The following is a 20,770-nucleotide window of genomic DNA, read 5'->3' on the forward strand; positions in this document are numbered from 1 at the left end:
GACGCTACGACGCCCGGGTGACCAGCAGGTGAACGATGTCCCTGGTCAGGAGACGGTGGATGCTGCGGCCCGGGCCGCATCTCGGCGCATCGTCAGGCCGGCGAGGGTGGTGCCGACCAGAACGAGGGCGATGAAGACGAGGAGCACCGGCACCGGGGGGATGCTCACCAGAGCGATGCCGACCGCGATGACGGGCACCGTGAGGCCGGTGTAGGCGACCAGGAACAGCAGCGCGAGCGTCCCTCCGCGACGGGCGGGATCCGCCACCGCGAGCACCGTGCCCGTCGCGGCCTTGAAGAGGAGGCCCACGCCGACGCCGGCGATCGCGCCGCCGACGATGAACGCGATCAGCTCCGGCACGACGGCGCCGACCGCCACCAGGCCGAGTCCCGCGATGCACGTGACGACCGCGACCGTCAGCTGGCGCCGGAGCGGGAGACCCGCCAGCGCGACCTGTCCGATCGCGGCGGCGGCGAAGACGGCGAACGGCGGGATGCCGGCCAGCAGGTGGTCGGTCTCGCCGAACGTCTTCGCGAGGAACGTCGGGGCGAGCGAGGTGAAGAGCCCGAAGACGGCGAAGCCGGAGAACACGGCTGCACCGGCGAGCAGGAAGACCCGTCCGCCGCCCGCCGGCACGGCAAGCCGCTGCGGACGGTAGGAGGGCAGCTCATCGGGCCGCGTCACCGTCTCGGGCACGATCAGCAGCGCACCGGCCGCGGCGACGAGGAGCACCAGGTAGACGGCATGCGGCAGCACGAGCGGCGCGGGGAGGAACTCCGCGAAGAGGCCGCCGATGAGCGGGCCCAGGGCCAGGCCGCCGATGTTCGCGGCTCCGGCCAGAGATGCGGCCAGCCCGGGCCCCTCGCCAGGCCGCGCGACCGCGCGGAGCTCCCCGAGGTGCGCGGTGGCGGTGGCGGTGAGCAGGCCGACGCTCAGCCCGTCGATCACACGCGCGATGAGCAGACCGGCTGTCTCGGGCCAGAGGAGGAAGACGACCGCGGCGACGATCGACAGGAGCACGGCGACCAGCAATACGCGGCGGCGGCCGACCCAGTCGCTGACATGGCCGGCGAGGTACAGCGCGAGCATGACCCCGGCGGCGAAAGCCGCGAAGATGACGGTGATCATGGCGACGGGGAAGCCGTCGAGCGCCTGGTACAGCGGATACAGCGGCGTCGGCACGGTCGCATACGACATCACCAGGACGAAGACCACGGCGACGATCCAGAAGCCGAGGTGATGACGGGATCTGCTGCGGTCGTCCATGAGTGGCTCCTCCCCAGCATCCGCCGACGTTCGTCTCTCCGAGGATGCTACGGCTCTCGTGGCGCCGATGTCGCCGCCCGCTGAAAGACTCGACAGATGACCGACGACACCCGCACCGCCGCCCGCGAGGTGCTGCAGACCCTCGTCGGCCGCGACGACGCCGACTTCCACGAGGGTCAGTTCGAGGCCATCTCGGCGCTCGTGGACGACCGCCGGCGCGCTCTCGTGGTGCAGCGCACGGGGTGGGGCAAGTCCGCGGTCTACTTCGTCGCGACGCTTCTGCTGCGTCGCGCGGGTGCGGGTCCGACCGTGCTCGTCTCGCCGCTGCTCGCCCTGATGCGCGATCAGATCGCCGCGGCCGCCAGAGCCGGAGTGCGCGCCGTGGCCATCAACTCCACGAACGCCCATGAGTGGACCGACGTCGTCGCGGCGCTCGACCGCGACGAGGTCGACGTGCTGCTCCTGTCGCCCGAGCGGCTGAACAACCCCGCCTTCCGCGACGAGCAGCTTCCCGCGCTCGTGCGCCGGATGGGGATGCTGGTGGTCGACGAGGCGCACTGCATCAGCGACTGGGGCCACGACTTCCGTCCCGATTACCGGCGTCTCGCCGAGCTCATCCGCCGACTGCCGGCCGGGGTGCCGATCCTCGCGACGACCGCGACGGCGAACAGTCGCGTCGTGGTCGACGTCGCCGAGCAGCTCGGCGGCGACGGCGAGGCGTCCGACGGCGGCACCGGGTCGGCCGACGTGCTCACGATCCGGGGCCCGCTCGCCCGCACCTCGCTGCGGCTGGGCGTGCTGCGCCTGCCCTCCGCGAAGGCCCGTCTCGCCTGGCTGCTGAGTCATCTCGCCGATCTGCCGGGCTCCGGCATCGTCTACACGCTGACGGTCAGCGCGGCCGAAGACGTCGCCCGGCTGCTGCGGGAGGCGGGCCACAACGTGCGCGCCTACACCGGCCAGACCGACGCGGGGGAGCGGGAGGAGGCCGAGGCGCAGCTGAAGGCGAACGAGGTCAAGGCGCTCATCGCCACGAGCGCGCTGGGCATGGGCTTCGACAAGCCCGATCTCGGCTTCGTCGTGCACCTGGGTGCGCCGTCGTCGCCCGTCGCGTACTACCAGCAGGTCGGCCGCGCCGGCCGTGCGACCGAGAACGCCGACGTGCTGCTGCTGCCGGGGCCCGAAGATCCCGACATCTGGCGCTACTTCGCGACCGCCTCCATGCCCACGCGCGAGCGCGCGGAGCGCGTCATCTCCGAGCTGGGTCCGAACCCCACCTCCACGCCCGCGCTCGAGGCGCTCGTCGACATCCGCCGCACGCCGCTCGAGCTTCTGCTGAAGGTGCTCGACGTCGACGGGGCGGTGCGTCGTGAGCGCGGCGGCTGGGCGGCCACCGGACAGCCCTGGACCTACGACGCCGAGCGCTACGAGCGCATCTCCGCCGAGCGTGTCGCCGAGCAGCAGAACATGCTCGACTACGAGCGCACCGACACCTGCCGCATGGCCTTCCTCCAGACCGCGCTCGACGACCCGACCGCCGCACCGTGCGGCCGCTGCGACAACTGCGCCGGGGTGTGGTTCGACGCGGAGGTGCTCGGAGAGGCGGATGCCGCGGCATCCGCGTCTCTCGAACGCGTCGGCGTGCCGATCGAGCCGCGGGCGCAGTGGCCGACCGGCGCCGACCGGCTGGGCGTGCCCGTGAAGGGGCGCATCCCGGTCGACGAGCGGGCCGAGGAGGGCCGCGCGCTGGCGCGGCTGACCGACCTCGGCTGGGGCGGCGCGCTCCGCGAGTTGTTCGCGGCGTCGAGCCCCGACGGGCTCGTTCCGCCGGCGCTGCTCGAGGCCACCGTGCGGGTGCTCGCGTCGTGGCCGTGGGCGCAGCGTCCCGGCTCGGTCGTCGCCATGCCCTCCCGTTCGCGGCCGCAGCTGATCGCGTCGCTCGCCCAGGCGCTCGCCGGCGCGGGTCGCCTGCCGTTCCTCGGCACGCTCGGCACGCGCGGCGGCGGGCCGTCCGGACAGCCGGGCGGCAACAGCGTCTACCGTCTCGCCGGCGTGTGGGACCGCTTCGACGCGACTGGCCTGAGCATCCCGCCGGGGCCGGTGCTGCTGGTCGACGACCTCGCCGACAGCCGGTGGACCCTGACGGTCGCGGCCGGCGAGCTGCGCCGAGCGGGGACGGAGGCGGTGCTGCCGTTCGCGCTCGCGCTCCGCGGGTAGACGGCGGTGCGGCCGTCGCGTCGCCGTGAACGGCCCATGGGCGGTCGGCGCCTCGGGCCGCGGCGGAACACCGGACGCCCGATCGCGCAAGGGGTTCCGGTGGCGACGGTGCGGAGGCGAGGATGACGGCATGAGCGCGACGAACCCGGAGAGCGAGTACGAGTCCCTCGTGCACGTGATGCGCCGGCTGTCCTCGCGCTACCCGCTGCTCCCCGAGGACGAGCTCCTCGCCGCGACCGTCGACGAGTTCGAGCGCTTCGACGGCGTGCGGCTGCGCGCGTACGTCCCGACGCTCGTCGAGCGCAGTCTGCGCGAGCGCTTCCGCGCGACCTACGGCTGGGCCGCCTGACCCCCGCCCGCGTGCCCGCGTGCCCGCGTGCCCGCGGCACGCGCCGCGCCGCGCCGGCTCATGCGCCGCGCGTTGCGCGCCGCCCATGCGCCGCGCCCCGCACCCTCAGCCGCGAGACTGCACTCGCGGCGCGAAACATAGGGGATTCCCCTGCGTCTCGCCGGCCCGGTGCAGTCTCGCGGGGAAGGTCGCGGGTCAGGCTGCGGTCTGCAGCAGGCAGGCCTCGAGCGCGACCCAGGCGAGCATCGCGCACTTGACCCGCATGACGTAGCGCGCGACGCCCTGGAACGCGGCGGCGTCGCCCAGCTCCTCCGACGGCTCCGCCCCGCCGCCGCGCGAGCGCAGCATGGTGCGGAACTCCTCGATCAGCGCCTGGGCCTCCGGCCGCGGCATCCCGTCCAGCAGCGACGTCATCACCGAGGCGGAGGCCATCGAGATGCTGCAGCCCTGGCCCTCCCACGTGATGCCCGCGATGCGGTCGCCGTCGACGGTCAGGCCGACGGTGATCTCGTCGCCGCAGGACGGGTTCAGCTCGTGGTGGCTGACGGCGGCGCCCGACACGTCGCCGCGGCCGATCGGTCGTCGCGAGTGGTCGAGGATGACCTCGCGGTAGAGATCCTCCAGCTCGCTCATCGGTCGGCCCCGAAGAACGCGCGCACCTCGGCGAGGGCGCTGCCGAGGCGCTCGACCTCTTCGCTCGTCGTGTAGACGTAGCCGCTGGCCCGCGTCGTGGCCGCGACGCCGAGGCGGCGGTGCAGCGGCTGCGCGCAGTGGTGGCCCGTGCGCAGCGTGATCCCGCGGTCGTCGAGGAACTGCCCGACGTCGTGCGCGTGCACGCCGTCGACCGTGAAGCTCACGATCGCCGCCCGGTCGGCGCCCGGGCGCGGTCCGAACAGCCGCACGCCCGGCACGCGGGTGACGGCTTCCACGAGCTGGGCGGCCAACTCGTCCTCGTGCGCGAGCACCTCGTCCATGCCGAGTCCCTCGAGGTAGCGCACGGCGGCGCCCAGCCCGACGGCCTGACTCACGGGCTGCGTGCCCGCCTCGAAGCGCTGCGGTGCGGGCAGGAACTCCGCGGCGTCCATCGTCACGGTCGTGATCGTCGATCCGCCGGTGCGCGCCGGAGGAAGGGCGTCGAGGATCTCCGACCGCCCGTAGAGCACGCCGATGCCCGTGGGGCCGAGCATCTTGTGCCCGGAGAACGCTGCGAGGTCCACGCCGAGCGCACCGAAATCGACCGGACGATGCGGCACCGACTGGCAGGCGTCGAGCACCGTGATGGCGCCGAGCGTCCGGGCAAGATCGACGACGTCGTCGACGGGCGCCAGCGCGCCGGTGACGTTCGAGACGTGCCCGAACGCGATCAGCCGGGTGCGGGGACCGGATGCCGCGGCCAGGTCGTCGATGCCCCAGAGGCCGTCGTCGTCCACGCCTGCCCAGCGCAGCACCGCGCCGGTGCGCAGCGCCAGCCGCTGCCAGGGGATGAGGTTGGCATGGTGCTCCGCCTCGGTCAGCAGGATCTCGTCGCCGGGCCGCAGGGCGAGCTCGGGTGCACCGAGGCCGAGCGAGGCATCCGACAGCCCCAGGGCCACGACATTCAGGGCGTCCGTCGCGTTCTCGGTGAATACGATCTGCTCCGGGCGCGCGCCGACGAAGCGCGCGACGTCGTCACGGGCGTCCTCGAAGGCCGCCGTGGCGGAGCCGGTGGCCTCGCTCGACCCGCGGTGCACCGCCGCATACGACGTCTCGACGAAGGAGCGCTCGGCGTCCAATACGGCCGACGGGCGCTGCGAGGTGGCGCCGGAGTCGAGGTAGACGCGGTCGCCGGCGCCCACGAAGGCGAAATCCGCGCGGACGCGGGCGACGTCGAGCGGATGCCGCGGCCCGCGGTCGCCGTCGGGTGACGCGTGTTCGGAGGCGAGGGTGGATGCGGGGGTCATAGACCTCCATTCTCCCGCGAACCGGGTGGGAGCGCCCGGTTCGGGCTAGAGTGGTCGCCGTGCTGACCTGTCTGTGTTGTCGCTGAGCGCTTCGCGCTCGTCTTCGCCGACCCACCAGCACGCCGCGCTCGCGGCCCTTCCGAAGGACAACATCTCGTGCGTTACGCGCAGAGTGTCGCCGACCTCGTCGGCCGCACGCCCCTCGTCCGCCTGAACCGCGTCACCGACGGCATCGCCGCCACCGTGCTCGCGAAGGTGGAGTACTTCAACCCCGGCGGCTCCGCCAAGGACCGCATCGCCCGCACGATCATCGACGAGGCCGAGCGCTCGGGTGCGCTGCAGCCCGGTGGCACGATCGTCGAGCCCACCAGCGGCAACACCGGCGTCGGGCTCGCCCTCATCGCCCTGCAGCGCGGGTACCGCATGATCTTCGTCGTGCCCGACAAGTTCGCCGGCGACAAGGTCGACGTGCTGCGCGCGTACGGCGCCGAGGTGGTGGAGACCGCGACGAGCGTGCCGCCGGAGCATCCCGGGTCGTACTACTCGGTGTCAGACCGGCTCGTCCGCGAGATTCCCGGCGCGTTCAAGCCGAACCAGTTCGCGAACCAGAACGGTCCGCGCGGGCACTACGAGTCGACCGGCCCCGAGATCTGGTACGACACCGACGGCCGCGTCACGCACCTCGTGGCGGGCATCGGCACGGGCGGCACCATCACCGGCACGGGACGATACCTCCGCGACATCTCCGACGGCACCGTCCGCGTGATCGGCGTGGAGCCGGTCGGCTCGATCTACTCCGGCGGACCCGCGCACGGCTACGACGTGGAGGGCGTCGGCGAGGACTTCTGGCCCGAGACGTTCGACCCGACCGTGGTCGACGCCTACGAGCGCGTCTCCGACGCGGAGTCCTTCGCCATGACCCGCCGCCTCGCCCGCGAGGAGGGCCTCCTCGTCGGCGGCTCCAGCGGCATGGCGGTGGTCGGCGCGCTGCGCGTCGCCCGCACCCTGCCCGCCGACGCGGTGATGGTCGTCGTCCTGCCCGACCACGGCCGCGCCTACGTGCGGAAGATCTTCGACGACGGGTGGATGACCGATCGCGGCTACGAGGTCGAGCCCGCGGCATCCCTCCTGCCCGCCGGATTCGACCCCCGCCCCGGCGACACCGACACCTTAGATGCCCGCTCCATGACCGAAGGACCCTCCGCATGACCGATCACACCTCCGGCGCCCACGACGCCGCGCGCGGCATCGAGAGCCTCGCCGTCCACGCGGGACAGGCCTTCGACCCCACCACCGGCGCGGTGATCCCGCCCGTGCACTTCTCCACGACCTACGCGCAGGACGGCATCGGCGGACTCCGCGGCGGCTACGAGTACGGCCGCAGCGGCAACCCGACGCGCACCGCGCTCGAGACCCAGCTCGCGGCGCTCGAGGGCGGCCGTCACGGCATCTCGTTCGCGTCGGGCCTGGCCGCGGAGGACGCACTGCTGCGCTCCGTGCTGACCCCCGGTGACGAGGTGCTGCTCGGCGACGACGTCTACGGCGGCACGTACCGGCTCATCGCCCGCGTGCTCGGACCGTGGGGAGTGAAGCTCCGCGTCGTCGACATGAGCGATCTCGGCGCGGTCGCCGCGGCACTGGAGGAGCGCCCTGCCCGCATCCTGTGGGTGGAGACGCCGAGCAATCCGCTGCTGCGCATCACCGACATCGCGGGTCTCGCCGCCCTCGGCCACGCCGCCGGCGCGCTCGTGGTCGTCGACAACACCTTCGCCTCGCCGGCGCTGCAGCGCCCGCTCTCGCTGGGCGCCGATGTCGTCGTGCACTCGACGACGAAGTACCTCGGCGGACACTCCGACGTCGTCGGGGGAGCCCTGGTGCTGAACGACGACACGGTCGCCGAGGGCGCCCGTTTCCTCCAGTTCGCCGCCGGCGCCGTCTCGGGTCCACTCGACGCGTGGCTGACGACGCGCGGCATCAAGACCCTGCCGTTGCGCATGCAGCGTCACAGCGACAACGCCCAGGCCATCGCCGAGCACCTCGAGCGCTCGGGCCGGGTCGCCCGCGTCTACTACCCGGGCCTGGCCTCGCACCCCGGGCACGAGCTCGCGGCGCGCCAGATGACCCGCTTCGGCGGCATCGTGTCGCTGGCGCTGGAGGATGCCGCCTCCGCACGCCGCTTCGCGGAGTCGACCCGCCTCTTCCAGCTCGCCGAGTCGCTCGGCGGGGTGGAGTCGCTCGTCAACTACCCCGACGCGATGACCCACGCGTCGGTGCGCGGAACCGCGCTCGCCGTGCCCGAGGAGGTCGTGCGGCTCTCGGTCGGGATCGAGAGCGTCGACGACCTGCTCGCCGACGTCGACGGGGCGCTCGCGACGCTTTGAGTCGGACGGCCCGCGGCGCGCGGTGTCAGCGCGCCTGCGCGGCGAGCTGACGCTGCCAGTCACCGGGCACGCGGTCGCGCGGTCCGGGCACGCCCTGCGACGCGCGGTGCGCCGTCGGCGGGGCGAGCTCCGGCCCGTCGAACATCTCCTCCGTGCCGTAGTCCCAGAACCAGTCCTCGCCCGGCTCGAAGCTCTGGATCACGCGGTGGCCTGTGGCCTGGAAGTGGGCGGTCGCATGCTTGTTGAGCGAGTCGTCGCAGCATCCGATGTGTCCGCAGTCCGCGCAGCGCCGCAGGTGCAGCCACCAGCTGCCCTGCTCCTCGCACTCCACGCAGCCGGTGCCCGAGGGCGGAACCTCGGGGTGGATGAAGGTCGCAGCGTCGGACATGGGGCCTCCTCGTGTCGTCACGCCCCACGATAGGGCCGCGTCCGCCGCGCGGCCACCCGTGCCGGCCCTGACCCCGTGCGGAACGGGAGGAGATGTGGTCATCCGGAGGCGCAGCTGCAGCATCCGTCCTCCCGTTCTGCACATCTCCTCCCGATCGCCCGCCCACAGCCTGACCACCTCCGGGGCGTGGAAGAGTGAGGCGGTGACTTCTCGAACGATCGTCCTGACCGGTGCCAGCGATGGCATCGGCGCCGCCGCCGCGCGCGAGCTGTCCCGTCTGGGCCACGAGGTCGTGCTGGTGGGCCGCTCCCCCGACAAGACCGCCGCCGTCGCGCGCGAGCTCGACGCCGAGTCGCACCTCGCGGACTTCTCCCACCTCGCCTCCGTCCGGCGGCTGGCGGACGACCTGCGGCAGCGGCATCCGCGGATCGACGTGCTCGCGAACAACGCGGGCGGCATCTTCGGCAGGACGCGGGTGCTTACGACCGACGGCCACGAGCAGACGTTCCAGGTGAACTACCTCGCGCCGTTCCTGCTCACGCACCTGCTGCACGAGCCGCTCCTCGCGGCCGGTGGGACGGTGGTCAACACGTCGAGCGCGGCCAACAAGCTCTTCAGCCGCTTCGACATCGACGACCTGGACGCCGCGCGCCGCTACGACCCGCGCCGCGCGTACGGCAACGCCAAGCTCGAGCAGATCCTCTTCACGAAGGAGTTCGAGCGCCGCTTCTCGGGCGTCGGACTGTCCGCGACCGCACTCCACCCCGGCGTCGTGGCCTCCAGCTTTTCGGGAGCGACCGGCTCGGCGATGCGGCTGATCTACACCTCGCCGCTCTTCGCCCGCTTCCTGGTGCCGGTCGAGCGCGGCGCGGACACGCTCGTCTTCCTGGCCGACGGGCAGCCGGGCGTGGACTACCCGACGGGCGAGTACTTCGTCGACCGGGCGGTCAAGCGTCCGAAGCGGCAGGCCGAGGATCCCGAGCTCGCCCGTCGCCTGTGGGACCGCTCCGAGGAGATGCTCGGGATCTGAGGGACGGATGCCGCGGCCCCGCGCCGCGGCAGGAGTCGAGCCCCGTCGGGCTCAGACGGTCGACCCCGCCTCCGCCGCCAGCGCCGTCAATCTCCGCTGCCGGTTCGCGAGGAACAGCGGGAACACGAAGGCGAACGCGGTGATGCCGGCGGCGACGACGTACAGCCAGCCCCGCCGCATCCCGAGCCGGCGCGCCTCGACGATGATTAAGATGCTGCCGGCGACGGCCACCACGAAGAGGTCGACGGTGATCGACGACACCGCCGGGCCGCTCGAGACCAGGTCGCCGATGAAGTTCGACATCTGCACGACCGAGAGCACGTTGAAGATCCACGTGCCGACGAGTCCGGCGACGGCGAGCACGGCGTAGCCGACGGCGAGAGGTGTCCAGTGACGGGTCATCCCCCGATCATGGCCCGACGGTGACCCGACCGGCTCCGCCCGACGCGATTCGGCGCGCTTACCCTGGGATGAGGAGGTGCACGCATGTCGGATCCCCGCGAGGCGGCCGCCCGCTACCGCGCCGAGCAGGCGTCGCGGGACGCGGGCGCCGGGCAGGCGGAGCAGGAAGCATCCGAGAAGCCGGCGGCCGCAGCATCCCGCCCCTCCGCCTCCACGTGGCGCGAACGCAGCGCATACGTCGAGACGGCCATCCAGCAGGCGGTGCGCCGCGGCGAGTTCGACAACCTCCCCGGCGCGGGCAAGCCGCTGGCGGGGCTCGGCGGCTCGCACGACCCGGACTGGTGGCTGAAGCGCAAGATCGAGGCCGAGGGTCTCACGGGTCTCGGCCCGCCCGCGCTCCTGCTGCGCACCGAGTACGCCGACCTCGACGCGCGCATGGACGAGCACTCCCGGGAGGCGGACGTGCGCGAGGCGCTGGAGGACTTCAACCGACGCGTGATCGAGGCGCGCCGGCAGCTGCTCGGCGGACCGCCCGTGGTGACTCCGCTGGTGGACGTCGACGAGCGCGTGGGGGAGTGGCGCGAGCGACGGGATGCCGCGGCCCGCGCCGCCGCCCACGCCCGGGCCGCCGAGCGCGAGGTCGGGCGGCCATCGTGGCGCGAGCGTCGCGCCACCCGCCGCGCACGTCGGACGCAGCGCTGAGCCGAGGGACGATGTCTGACGCATCCGTCAAGGGCCTGCGCCATCCTGTGGGCCGGCGGAAGGATCCGGGTATGGCATCGGATGAGCGGCAGCACGCACCGGAGAACGACGACGACGAAGCCGTCGAGCAGGTGGTGGACGAAGTGCGGGAGGATGTGCGGCACGGTCATGTCGAGGACGACGTCAGCCACGTGCTCGACGAGCGGCTCGAGGAGGCCGGCGTGCACCTGCGACCGGAGGTCGTGGACGACCTCGCGGAGGACATCGAGAACGACGTCTCGATCTGACCCGAGCCTCACCGCCGGATACGGTGGTCCGGTGACTGCGAAGAACCTCGGGCTCGTCGCCGCCGCCTGCGCACTGGTCGCCGTGGCGTGCTGCGTGATCGCGGCCGTCGTCGCGATGCCTGACGCGGCGCAGATCGCGCTGATCGCCGTGTGCGTCCTCATGGTGGGCGTCGCCGGCGTCGCCATCGGCATCGCGCTGTCGCTGCGGGGCACCGCCCGGCGCTGAGGCACGACGGCGGCGCTGAACCCGTGCGCGCCCGAGCGAGCCGCGAGCCCGGCCGCGTGGACGAATGTTCACGCTCACATCCGTTACCGGAACGTTGCACTATGCTCCGTCATGGAATCTTGTGAACGCTAACAGTGAGCGCTAACATCCTGAATCACGGCCACGGTGGCCGACGCACCAGGAGCGCAGAGCTGCGCACCAGGACGCAACAAGGAGGTTCACGCACATGAAGAAGCTCATCTCGCTCGCAGCCGCAGGTGTCCTGCTGCTCGGGCTCGCCGGTTGTGCGGGCGGGGGGACGACTGCCGGTGGCGACGCCGCAGGCCCCAAGGCCACCGACCAGCTCGTCGTCGGCTTCGCCCAGGTCGGCGCGGAGTCCGGCTGGCGCACCGCCAACACCAAGAGCATCCAGTCCGCCTTCGAAGAGGCGAACATCGAGCTCAAGTTCTCCGACGCACAGCAGAAGCAGGAGAACCAGATCAAGGCGATCCGCTCCTACATCCAGCAAGGCGTCGACTACATCTCCTTCTCGCCCGTCGTGGAGACCGGCTGGGACGCGGTGCTGAACGAGGCCAAGGCCGCCAACATCCCCGTGATCCTGACCGACCGCGCCGTCGACAGCAAGGACGACTCGCTCTACGTCACGTTCCTCGGCTCCGACTTCGTCGAAGAGGGCAAGAAGGCCGGCGAGTGGGTCGTCGAGGAGTACAAGGACGCCTCCGCACCGGTGAACATCGTGCAGCTCGAGGGCACGACGGGCGCCGCGCCCGCCATCGACCGCGCCGAGGGCTTCGCCGACACCATCTCGTCGAACCCGAACCTCACGGTGATCGCCAGCCAGACGGGTGACTTCACCCGCGCCGGCGGCAAGCAGGTCATGGAGGCGATGCTCAAGTCCAACCCGAAGATCGACCTCGTCTACGCCCACAACGACGACATGGGACTCGGCGCCATCGAGGCGATAGAGGCCGCCGGCCTCGTCCCTGGCAAGGACATCAAGATCGTCACGGTCGACGCGGTCAAGGACGGCATGCAGGCCCTCGCCGACGGGAAGATCAACTTCATCGTCGAGTGCTCCCCCCTCCTCGGACCCCAGCTGGTCGATGTCATCAAGACCCTCAACGAGGGCGGCACCGTCGAGAAGCGCATCCTGACGGACGAGACCACCTTCACCCAGGAGCAGGCCGCCGCGGCCCTGCCCGACCGCCAGTACTGAACACGACGCCGCGGCCCCGACGTGCACACGCCGGGGCCGCGGCATCCCTCTACCCTCAGAGCAGCCGATCCCGTTCGATGGAGAACCACATGACCGCGCCCAGTCGCACCGCCGCGCCCGCTCGTCCGCCGGCACCGGCCGCCCACCCCGAGCCGGTCGTCGAGATGAGCGACATCTCGATCTCCTTCCCCGGGGTCAAAGCGCTCGACGGGGTCTCCTTCCGGATGTTCCCGGGCGAGGTCCACTCGCTCATGGGCGAGAACGGCGCGGGGAAGTCCACGCTCATCAAGGCGCTGACGGGCGTCTACCAGATCGATTCCGGCACCGTGCTCCTGGCCGGTCGGCCCGTGTCGTTCGCGAGCACCGCCCAGGCTCAGGATGCCGGCATCAGCACCGTCTACCAGGAAGTCAACCTCCTCCCCAACCTCTCGGTCGCCGAGAACATCATGCTGGGACGGGAGCCCCGGCGCTTCGGGTCCATCGACACGCGCGGGATGCGCCGCCGCGCCGCCGAGGTGCTGTCCAACCTCGGGCTCGACGTCGACCCGGGCTCCCTGCTCGGCTCGCACTCGCTCGCGATCCAGCAGCTGATCGCGATCGCCCGCGCGACCAACATCGACGCCAAGGTGCTCATCCTCGACGAGCCCACCTCCAGCCTCGACGCGGACGAGGTGGCGGAGCTCTTCCGCATCATCCGCTCGCTAAAGGACGACGGCGTCGCCATCCTCTTCGTCTCGCACTTCCTCGACCAGGTCTACGAGATCGCCGACCGGCTCACGGTCTTCCGCAACGGGCGGTTCATCGGCGAGTACCTGACGCCCGATCTGCTGCGCATCGACCTCGTGCAGAAGATGATCGGCAAGGAGCTGACCACCCTCGAGGAGCTCGAGCAGCGCGTGCAGGAGTCCGACGGCGACGCCGGCGACGAGACGGTCTTCCTCCGCGCCTCCGGGGTCGGCCGCCGCGGCTCGGTCGCGCCCTTTGACCTCACCATCCACGAGGGCGAGGTCATCGGCTTCGCCGGCCTGCTCGGATCGGGCCGCACCGAGCTCGCCCGCCTGCTGGGCGGCACCGACCGCTCCGACGAGGGCAGGCTCACCATCTCCGGCGAGCCGCAGCGGCTCCGGACGCCGCGCCAGGCCCTCAAGAAGCGCATCGCGTACTCCAGCGAGAACCGCCGCAGCGAGGGCATCGTCGACGAGCTGACCGTTCGCGACAACATCATCCTCGCGCTGCAGGCCGATCGCGGGTGGTTCCGGCCCATCTCCAAGAAGCGCCGTGACGAGCTGGCCGACAGCTACATCCAGGCCCTCAACATCCGCCCCGCCAACAAGGACGCCATCGTGCGAAACCTGTCCGGCGGCAACCAGCAGAAGGTGCTGCTGGCCCGGTGGCTCGCGACGGCACCGCGCCTGCTCATCCTCGACGAGCCGACGCGCGGCATCGACATCGGCGCGAAGGCGGAGATCCAGAAGCTCGTGTTCTCCCTCGCGGAGAACGGGATGTCGGTCGTCTACATCAGCGCGGAGCTCGAGGAGGTGCTGCGACTCAGCCATCGCGTCATCGTCATGCGCGACCGGCGCAAGGTGGCCGACCTCGTCAACGACGAGCTCACCGTCGACGGGCTGCTCGCCCTCATCGCCGACGGCTCGCTCGAGATCGAGGACCCCACCGTGGTGAGCGCCGTCGCATCCGCCGGCACGACCGCCCGTGCCGAGGCGACCGCCCCCGCCGACACGACCGCCCGCCCGCAGGGAGACCACGCATGAGAACCGTCCTCGCCCGCTTCGTCTCGAGCCGAATCTTCTGGCCGATCGTGATGCTCGCCGTGCTGTTCGCCATCAACGTGGTGGCGTTCCCGGGCTTCTTCAGCATCTCCTTCCGCGACGGCAACCTCTACGGCAGCCTCATCGACATCCTGCGCAACGGCGCTCCGACGCTGATCGTCGCCATCGGCATGACGCTCGTCATCGCCACTCGCGGCATCGACCTGTCGGTGGGCGCGGTCGCCGCCATCTCCGGGGCGGTCGCGTGCAGCATCCTGCTCGGATCTCCCAACCCCGGCGACCCGGCGACCGTGATCGTCGCCATCCTGGTCGCGCTCGTGATCGGGGTGGGCTGCGGCCTGTGGAACGGACTGCTCGTCTCGGTCATCGGCATCCAGCCCATCATCGCCACGCTCATCCTGATGACGGCCGGACGCGGCATCGCGATGCTGCTCACGGAGGGGCAGATCCTCACGGTGACCAGCCCGCCGTTCAAGCTGCTCGGCACCGGCTTCTGGTTCGGCGTGCCGGTGGCGATCTTCATCGCGGCGTTCATCTTCATCATCGCCGCGCTGCTCACCCGCCGCACGGCGCTCGGACTCCTGATCGAGTCGGTCGGCATCAACCCCGAGGCCAGCCGTCAGGCGGGTGTCCGCGCGCGGGGCGTGCTGTTCTCGGTCTACATCTTCACGGCGCTGTGCGCCGCGGTCGCCGGACTCATCCTCACGGCCAACACGATGGCCGCCGACGCCAACAACACCGGCCTGTTCATCGAGCTCGACGCGATCCTCGCCGTCGTGATCGGCGGCACCTCGCTGGCCGGCGGCCGCTACTCGCTCGCCGGCACGCTCGTCGGGGCGCTCGTGATCCAGACGCTCGTCACCACCGTCTACACCGTCGGCATCTCGCCCGTGGCGACGATGGTGTTCAAGGCGGCCGTCGTCATCATCGTCTGCCTGCTCCAGTCGCCCACCACCAACCAGGCGCTGGCCGGCTTCCGCCGTCGCCTCGCCCTCCGCTCCGGAAAGGGGGTCGCGGCAGCATGATGACCACGACCACCGCAGCGCCGCGCACGCCGCTGACCCGTACCACCGGCATCCTGAAGGACACCTTCACGAGCCCGAAGTACGGACCCGTCCTCGTCACCGCGATCCTGTTCCTCGTCGTCTTCATCGGCGGCGGGCTCCGCTATCGCGGCTTCTTCACGGGCCAGGTCTTCCTGAACCTGTTCGTCGACAACGCGTACCTCATCGTGCTCGCGGTCGGCATGACGTTCGTCATCCTCACCGGCGGCATCGACCTGTCGGTGGGGGCCGTGGTCGCCCTGTCGGGCATGATCGCGGCCAGCACGCTGCAGAGCGGGTGGTCGCCGGTCGTCGTGATCCCGCTGATCCTGGTGACCACCAGCATCCTGGGCCTTCTCGTCGGGTTGATGATCCACTACTTCCACGTGCAGCCGTTCATCGCGACACTGGCGGCGATGTTCCTGGCCCGCGGACTCTGCTACATCATCAGCCAGAGCTCGATCTCGATCACCGACCCCGGCTTCATCGCGCTGGCCGTGACGCGGATCCCGCTCGGACCGGGCCTGTCGATCACCCCCAGCGTCATCATCGCTGTGCTCGTCGTCGTCATCGCCGTCTGGGTGCTGCACAGCACGCGCTTCGGCCGCACCGTCTACGCCATCGGCGGCGGCGAGCACAGCGGCATGCTCATGGGCCTGCCCGTCGCGCGCACGAAGGTGCTCGTCTACCTCATCAGCGGACTGTGCTCCGGCATCGCCGGCATCCTGTTCACCTTCTACACGCTGTCGGGATACCCGCTCACGGCGATCGGCACCGAGCTCGACGCGATCGCCGCGGTCGTCATCGGCGGCACCCTGCTGGCGGGAGGCTACGGCTTCGTGCTCGGATCGGTGCTCGGCGTGCTGGTGCTGGGCATCATCCAGACGATCATCACGTTCGAGGGCACGCTGTCGTCGTGGTGGACGAAGATCTTCATCGGCGCCCTGCTGCTCGTCTTCATCATCCTGCAGCGCGTGCTGACCGCGCGACGACGATGACGGCCCGCGGCGCGGGGGTGAACACAGACCCTGCCGCGATAATGAGGGCGAGGGCGCGTGTCGGCGTGCCCGGGGGGAGCCGGCGCAGCACGTGAGCACGAACGGCGACCGCAGTCGGGGGACGACGATCTTCGACGTCGCCCGCCTGGCCGGAGTGTCGCACCAGACGGTCTCGCGGGTGCTCAACGACCTCCCGAACGTCCGCCCGGCGACCCGCGAGCGGGTCGAGCAGGCGATCCGCCAGCTGCGCTACGTGCCCTCGCAGGCCGCGCGCGCGCTCGTGACGCGGCGGTCGCGCACCATCGGCCTCGTCGCGACGGGCCTGCCCGACTACGGCCCCGCGAGCTACGTCCTGACGGTCAACGAGTCGGCGCGCGATGCGGGATATGCGGTCATCACGACGACACTGGCGGATGCTGCGGGCCCGAGTCTGCGCTCGGCCGCGGAGCTGCTGATCCGCCAGAACGTCGAGGCGATCGTGCTCATCGCCGCCGAGCGGGTGGCGCTGGACGCCTTCGACGGCTGGGAGCTGGGCGTGCCGCTCGTCGTCGTGTCGGGGGAGCCCCGCGGGCGCGCGGTGCGCGTAGGGCTCGACCAGTACCGCGCCGCCCGCGCCGCGGTGTCGCACCTGCTCGAACTCGGGCACACCGACATCCGCCACGTCGCCGGCCCCGCCGGCTCGATCGACGGCGAGGAGCGGCTGCGCGGATGGCGCGACCGGCTGCTCGAGTCGGGTCTCACGCCCACCGAGGCGCTGCGCGGCGACTGGACGCCGGCGTCGGGTTACGACCTGGGCGCCGCGCTCGCCGCGACGGGTGCGGAGGCGGTCTTCGTCGCGAACGACCAGATGGCGCTCGGCGTGCTGCACGCGCTGCAGACCGCGGGACGCCGGGTGCCCGAAGACGTCAGCGTGATCGGGTTCGACGACATCCCGGAGGCCGCCCACTTCTCGCCGCCGCTGACGACCATCCGCCAGGACTTCGTCGCGATCGGACGGGATGCCATGGCCGCCGTGCTCGCATTGCTGCAGGACGAGGACGGAACGCGGCTGCCCGCGCCCCGCGACCCTCCGCTCATCGTCCGGGGGAGCACCCGCGCGGTGTGACGCGGCTCCGCGAGCACAGGTGCTCCGGCGCGGTGTGACGCGGCTTCGCGGGCTCAGGTGCTCGGGCGGCGACAGGACGTTTCGGTGCGAGACCGTCCTGCCCTCACCGGATCTCCGATGCCGGACCGCCGCGTCGATGCCCGGCTCAGCCGCCGGCGACAGGGATCCAGACGCGCCGGAGCCGCGAGACCGGCTCAGCGCGGGTCGCGCCAGGAGTGCTGCGGCTCGTACCCGAGCACGCGCCGGGCCTTCGCGATCGACAGCATCGTGTCGTGCTCGCCGATCTCGCCGTGCACGGGCACCTCGGGGAATACCTCGGCCACCAGCTCCGCGTTCGGGCGCGACATCACGGTGTCGGCCGCCGCGATGATGTACGTCTCGAAGCCGACGGGCGCGACATCCAGTGCGCGGTCGATCGCCTGTGCGCCGTCGCGCGCGTCGATGTAGCCCCACAGGTTCCACTTGCGGGCGAACGCGTCGGCGTCGAACGAGGGGAACTCGTCGTAGTCCTCCGGCCACATCACGTTCGAGAAGCGCAGCGCCGTGATCGACAGGTCCGGATGCCAGCGCACGAGCTCCCGGGCCAGCTGCTCCTCCAGCGTCTTGACAATCGAGTACACCGATTCGGGGCGCGGCGGGTACTCCTCGTCGACGGGGATGTAGGGCGGCGGCACGTCGAACGGCAGCCCGAGAACGGTCTCGCTGGAGGCGTAGACGATGCGACGGATGCCGAGCCGCACCGCCGCCCAGAAGACGTTGAACGTGCTCGTCATGTTGTTGTGGAAGGTCGCGGCGTCCGTCATCAGCCCCGGCGCCGGAATCGCGCCCAGGTGCACGACGGCATCGAAGCCGACGGCCCGGTCGACTCCGGCCAGCGCGTCCACGACCTGCCCGTAGTCGGTGAGGTCGAGCTGCACGAACTGCGGCCCGCGCTCGCCGGTGCGGTCGAGACCGATGACGTCGTGCCCGGCGGCGGTGAGCTCGCGGGCGACGACGGAGCCGAGTTTGCCGGACGAGCCGGTGAGTGCGATGCGCATCCCCTCAGCCTGTCACGGGGTGCGGGTGCGCAGGCGCTCCAGACGCTGCCGGGCGAAGTCCTGCGCGCGCGGGCCGCCGCCGAGCGTGCGGCCGGTGACGGCGAGGATCAGCCGGGTCGCGGTGACGACCGGGAAGGGTGAGCGGCGTAGGCCGAGCAGACGCCGGTAGGGCTTCGGGATGCTCGCGACGGCGCCGCGGTAGAGCACCGCATAGGCCGGGCGCATCGGGCCGGTGAACGGGATGCGGCGGAGGAACCGCACCACCTCGTCGACCCGCTCGTCACGCCGCAGGGTGCCCGCGGTCAGGTAGTCCGCCATGCGGCCGCGCAGTTCCCGCTCTGTGGTGGGCGGATGCTGGACGCCCATCAGCGTTCCCGCGGTCGCCCATTCGCGCACGTAGGCGTCGGACCCGCCGGGGATCGGACCGCCCCACATCTCGTGAGCGGCCAGGAAGGAGTCCGTGAAGGCGAGGTGGACCCACTCGACGAGGTCGGCGTCCTCGGCGGAATACGACCGTTCGGCGCCGTCCGCGGCGACATAGGTTCCCTTGACCTTGTCGTGGAAGCGCGCGACGCGTCCGACCTCGCGCCCGGTCTGCTCGCGCGAGCCGTACGTCAGCGTGATGACCCAGCGCACCGTGCCGGTCAAGCGGCCCATCGGATCGTCGCGGTACCGCGACCAGTCGTGCACGCCGGCGAGGGCGCCCGGGTGCAGCGCCTGCATGAGCAGCGCGCGGATGCCGGCGACCAGCGTGCCCATTCCGGAGTGCACGGTCCACACCGCGCCTTCCTCCTCGAAGTAGCCGGTGTCGTCGCCGTCGGCGAGGGCGCGGATCCACGGCGGCGAGCCGCCGGCGTCGCCGGACAGCGCGGTCAGGAGCCGTCCGCGCAGGCGCTCCTCGCGGGTGCTCACGAGAGGTGCGCGGAAGCCGGAACGGATCGGGAACGGGTCCGGTGTCGCATCCCTCCAGCGTGCCACGGCGGCAGGGGGCGAGGGTCGCGGGCGGCCCCCGCAGAGCGGGTTGTCAGGAGCGTGGCCGCGTTCCTGAGTGTTCGGTGAAAACGCCCATCCGAATGCGGCCGCTCCTCGAATGAGGATCTGTGCGCATCTGGGGATGCGCGCCGCGGCGGCCCGGGGGGATCCCTTCGGGCGACTCGCTCGGCGGGCGCCGCCGTGTGGAGCCGGGAACTGCACTGGGGGCAGGTCCCGGCTCCACTCCTTCCTCGTGCGAGCGTCTCGCCCCTGCCGCAGGCCGACCGCCGAGGCGCGCGCGATAGCGTGTCCCCGATGAGCACGGCGGACGAGCGCGGCACCCGGCGCGCGGGCATGCGAGAGGTCGCGCAGCGCGCGGGCGTCTCCACGCAGACCGTCTCGCGTGTGCTGAACGGGCATCCGCACATCCGGGAGGAGACCCGCGCCCGGGTCAGCGAGGCCATCGCCGCCCTCGACTACCGCGTCAACAACGCCGCCCGCACCCTCGGCACCGCCCGCACCCGCACGCTCGGCGTCATCGCCTCGGACCCGACCCTCTACGGTCCGGCAGCCGGCATCGCCGCGCTCGAGTCGGCGGCGCGCGCGCAGGGCCGCTGGATCTCGACGGCCTACGCCAAGGCGGAGGACGCCGCCTCTGTCGCCGCCGCTCTCGCCCACGTGCACGCCCAGGGCGTCGACGGCATCATCCTCGTCGGAGCCCACGGCAGAACCCTCGAGGTGCTCGCCGACGCCACCGGCGGACTCCCGTTCGGCACGCTGCACGGCGGCCCGGGTGCGCGCCGGCAGGCCGACGGCGCCGCCGCGGTCGTCGCGCACCTGCACGACCTCGGCCATCGCCGCATCGCGCGTCTCGGCGGACCTGCCGACTGGCTCGACGAGCGCGCCCGCGCCGACGGTCACGCCGCCGCGCTCGCCGCGCTCGGCCTCGAGCCGGGCCCCGCATGGTCGGGGGACTGGTCGGCCCGCACCGGAGCGGACGTCGCTCCGGCGGTGGCGGAGGCGGTGCGTGCGGCCGGCGGACCGACGGCCGTCGTCGTCGCCAACGACCAGATGGCGCTCGGACTCATCGCGGGCCTCACCGCCGCCGGCCTGCGGGTTCCCGACGAGGTGAGCGTCGTCGGCTTCGACGACAACCCCGACGCCGCGTTCTATCGCCCCGCGCTCACCACGGTGCGGCTTGACGTCGACGGCGAGGCGCGCGCCTGCATCGCGGCGGTGCTGGGCGACCCCGAGGCTCCGGACGAGGAGACCGCGCCTCCCGCGGAGCCGCTCCTCGTCGTCCGCGTCTCCAGTGCACCACCAGCGGGCTGAAGGCCGATGTGCGATCGCATCGCTGGCCAAGCGCGATTGTTACCGGTAACATGACTCCGGATGCCGCGGCATCCGCTCGACACGAGGAAGTGACC

21 protein-coding genes are annotated in these 20,770 nt (G+C 71.9%); 14 read left to right on the forward strand and 7 right to left on the reverse strand.

What is annotated here, in order from left to right; all coding sequences use genetic code 11:
• Positions 1 to 45 precede the first annotated feature (45 nt).
• Positions 46 to 1,266: an MFS transporter gene (locus tag ABC304_RS06780; protein WP_412929718.1), complete on the reverse strand. Its 1,221-nt coding sequence runs from the start codon at positions 1,264 to 1,266 to the stop codon at positions 46 to 48.
• A gap of 96 nt (positions 1,267 to 1,362) precedes the next feature.
• Between ABC304_RS06780 and ABC304_RS06785 the strand changes: the two genes are divergently transcribed.
• Both ABC304_RS06785 and ABC304_RS06790 read left to right on the forward strand, forming a co-directional pair.
• Positions 1,363 to 3,480 carry a RecQ family ATP-dependent DNA helicase gene (locus tag ABC304_RS06785; RefSeq protein WP_412929720.1) on the forward strand — a complete coding sequence of 706 codons (2,118 nt, stop codon included), beginning with the start codon at positions 1,363 to 1,365 and terminating at the stop codon, positions 3,478 to 3,480.
• Positions 3,481 to 3,610: 130 nt separating this feature from the next.
• Positions 3,611 to 3,829 (forward strand): three-helix bundle dimerization domain-containing protein, encoded by a 219-nt coding sequence (locus ABC304_RS06790; RefSeq protein ID WP_127096567.1) that lies wholly within the window; start codon positions 3,611 to 3,613, stop codon positions 3,827 to 3,829.
• A gap of 195 nt (positions 3,830 to 4,024) precedes the next feature.
• Here the strand turns inward: ABC304_RS06790 and sufU are convergent, their stop codons facing one another.
• Together sufU and ABC304_RS06800 are read right to left on the reverse strand one after the other, a co-directional pair.
• Complete coding sequence (sufU, locus tag ABC304_RS06795) at positions 4,025 to 4,462, reverse strand: Fe-S cluster assembly sulfur transfer protein SufU (protein WP_412929722.1); 438 nt, start codon at positions 4,460 to 4,462, stop codon at positions 4,025 to 4,027.
• Positions 4,459 to 5,769, reverse strand: a complete 1,311-nt coding sequence (locus tag ABC304_RS06800) for an aminotransferase class V-fold PLP-dependent enzyme (protein ID WP_412929724.1) — start codon at positions 5,767 to 5,769, stop codon at positions 4,459 to 4,461. The genes sufU and ABC304_RS06800 overlap by 4 nt, the downstream gene beginning before the upstream one ends.
• A 156-nt stretch (positions 5,770 to 5,925) precedes the next feature.
• Here ABC304_RS06800 and ABC304_RS06805 point away from each other — a divergent pair, with 156 nt between their 5' ends.
• A complete protein-coding gene (locus ABC304_RS06805; protein ID WP_412929725.1) occupies positions 5,926 to 6,978 on the forward strand; it encodes a pyridoxal-phosphate dependent enzyme in 1,053 nt (350 codons plus the stop codon).
• Positions 6,975 to 8,150: a cystathionine gamma-synthase gene (locus ABC304_RS06810; RefSeq protein WP_412929726.1), complete on the forward strand. Its 1,176-nt coding sequence runs from the start codon at positions 6,975 to 6,977 to the stop codon at positions 8,148 to 8,150. Before ABC304_RS06805 ends, ABC304_RS06810 begins: the two co-directional genes overlap by 4 nt.
• A 25-nt stretch (positions 8,151 to 8,175) precedes the next feature.
• On the opposite strand, the gene ABC304_RS06815 is transcribed toward ABC304_RS06810, so the two are convergent.
• Positions 8,176 to 8,538, reverse strand: coding sequence for a UBP-type zinc finger domain-containing protein (locus ABC304_RS06815; protein WP_412929727.1), 363 nt, complete (start codon positions 8,536 to 8,538; stop codon positions 8,176 to 8,178).
• 202 nt (positions 8,539 to 8,740) lie between these two features.
• On the opposite strand from ABC304_RS06815, the gene ABC304_RS06820 reads away from it, so the two are divergent.
• Positions 8,741 to 9,568 carry an SDR family NAD(P)-dependent oxidoreductase gene (locus ABC304_RS06820; RefSeq protein ID WP_412929729.1) on the forward strand — a complete coding sequence of 276 codons (828 nt, stop codon included), beginning with the start codon at positions 8,741 to 8,743 and terminating at the stop codon, positions 9,566 to 9,568.
• Positions 9,569 to 9,619: 51 nt separating this feature from the next.
• Here ABC304_RS06820 and ABC304_RS06825 read toward each other — a convergent pair whose 3' ends face one another.
• Complete coding sequence (locus tag ABC304_RS06825; RefSeq protein ID WP_412929731.1) at positions 9,620 to 9,970, reverse strand: DUF2834 domain-containing protein; 351 nt, start codon at positions 9,968 to 9,970, stop codon at positions 9,620 to 9,622.
• An 84-nt stretch (positions 9,971 to 10,054) separates the two neighbouring features.
• Here ABC304_RS06825 and ABC304_RS06830 point away from each other — a divergent pair, with 84 nt between their 5' ends.
• From ABC304_RS06830 to ABC304_RS06865, 8 genes are all read left to right on the forward strand, one after another.
• On the forward strand, positions 10,055 to 10,672 hold the full coding sequence (locus tag ABC304_RS06830; RefSeq protein WP_412929732.1) for a DnaJ family domain-containing protein: 618 nt from the start codon (positions 10,055 to 10,057) through the stop codon (positions 10,670 to 10,672).
• Positions 10,673 to 10,743: 71 nt separating this feature from the next.
• On the forward strand, positions 10,744 to 10,959 hold the full coding sequence (locus ABC304_RS06835; RefSeq protein ID WP_412929733.1) for a hypothetical protein: 216 nt from the start codon (positions 10,744 to 10,746) through the stop codon (positions 10,957 to 10,959).
• Between the two features lie 31 nt (positions 10,960 to 10,990).
• The gene (locus tag ABC304_RS06840) at positions 10,991 to 11,185 is read left to right on the forward strand and encodes a hypothetical protein (protein ID WP_412929734.1); all 195 of its coding nucleotides are present in this window, start codon (positions 10,991 to 10,993) and stop codon (positions 11,183 to 11,185) included.
• Positions 11,186 to 11,411: 226 nt separating this feature from the next.
• On the forward strand, positions 11,412 to 12,401 hold the full coding sequence (locus tag ABC304_RS06845) for an ABC transporter substrate-binding protein (RefSeq protein WP_412929735.1): 990 nt from the start codon (positions 11,412 to 11,414) through the stop codon (positions 12,399 to 12,401).
• Positions 12,402 to 12,490: 89 nt separating this feature from the next.
• Positions 12,491 to 14,170: a sugar ABC transporter ATP-binding protein gene (locus tag ABC304_RS06850; protein WP_412929737.1), complete on the forward strand. Its 1,680-nt coding sequence runs from the start codon at positions 12,491 to 12,493 to the stop codon at positions 14,168 to 14,170.
• Positions 14,167 to 15,213 (forward strand): ABC transporter permease, encoded by a 1,047-nt coding sequence (locus tag ABC304_RS06855; RefSeq protein WP_412929739.1) that lies wholly within the window; start codon positions 14,167 to 14,169, stop codon positions 15,211 to 15,213. The genes ABC304_RS06850 and ABC304_RS06855 overlap by 4 nt, the downstream gene beginning before the upstream one ends.
• Positions 15,210 to 16,229: a galactofuranose ABC transporter, permease protein YjfF gene (yjfF, locus tag ABC304_RS06860; protein WP_315268549.1), complete on the forward strand. Its 1,020-nt coding sequence runs from the start codon at positions 15,210 to 15,212 to the stop codon at positions 16,227 to 16,229. The genes ABC304_RS06855 and yjfF overlap by 4 nt, the downstream gene beginning before the upstream one ends.
• Before the next feature lie 91 nt (positions 16,230 to 16,320).
• Positions 16,321 to 17,334 carry a LacI family DNA-binding transcriptional regulator gene (locus ABC304_RS06865; protein WP_412929740.1) on the forward strand — a complete coding sequence of 338 codons (1,014 nt, stop codon included), beginning with the start codon at positions 16,321 to 16,323 and terminating at the stop codon, positions 17,332 to 17,334.
• A 194-nt stretch (positions 17,335 to 17,528) separates the two neighbouring features.
• On the opposite strand, the gene ABC304_RS06870 is transcribed toward ABC304_RS06865, so the two are convergent.
• Positions 17,529 to 18,371 (reverse strand): NAD-dependent epimerase/dehydratase family protein, encoded by an 843-nt coding sequence (locus tag ABC304_RS06870; RefSeq protein ID WP_412929742.1) that lies wholly within the window; start codon positions 18,369 to 18,371, stop codon positions 17,529 to 17,531.
• A 12-nt stretch (positions 18,372 to 18,383) separates the two neighbouring features.
• The gene (locus ABC304_RS06875) at positions 18,384 to 19,349 is read right to left on the reverse strand and encodes an oxygenase MpaB family protein (RefSeq protein ID WP_412929745.1); all 966 of its coding nucleotides are present in this window, start codon (positions 19,347 to 19,349) and stop codon (positions 18,384 to 18,386) included.
• A gap of 309 nt (positions 19,350 to 19,658) precedes the next feature.
• Here ABC304_RS06875 and ABC304_RS06880 point away from each other — a divergent pair, with 309 nt between their 5' ends.
• Positions 19,659 to 20,675, forward strand: a complete 1,017-nt coding sequence (locus tag ABC304_RS06880; RefSeq protein WP_412929747.1) for a LacI family DNA-binding transcriptional regulator — start codon at positions 19,659 to 19,661, stop codon at positions 20,673 to 20,675.
• Positions 20,676 to 20,770: the final 95 nt, after the last annotated feature.

The organism is Microbacterium jepli, from assembly GCF_047237905.1.
Lineage (GTDB): Bacteria > Actinomycetota > Actinomycetes > Actinomycetales > Microbacteriaceae > Microbacterium.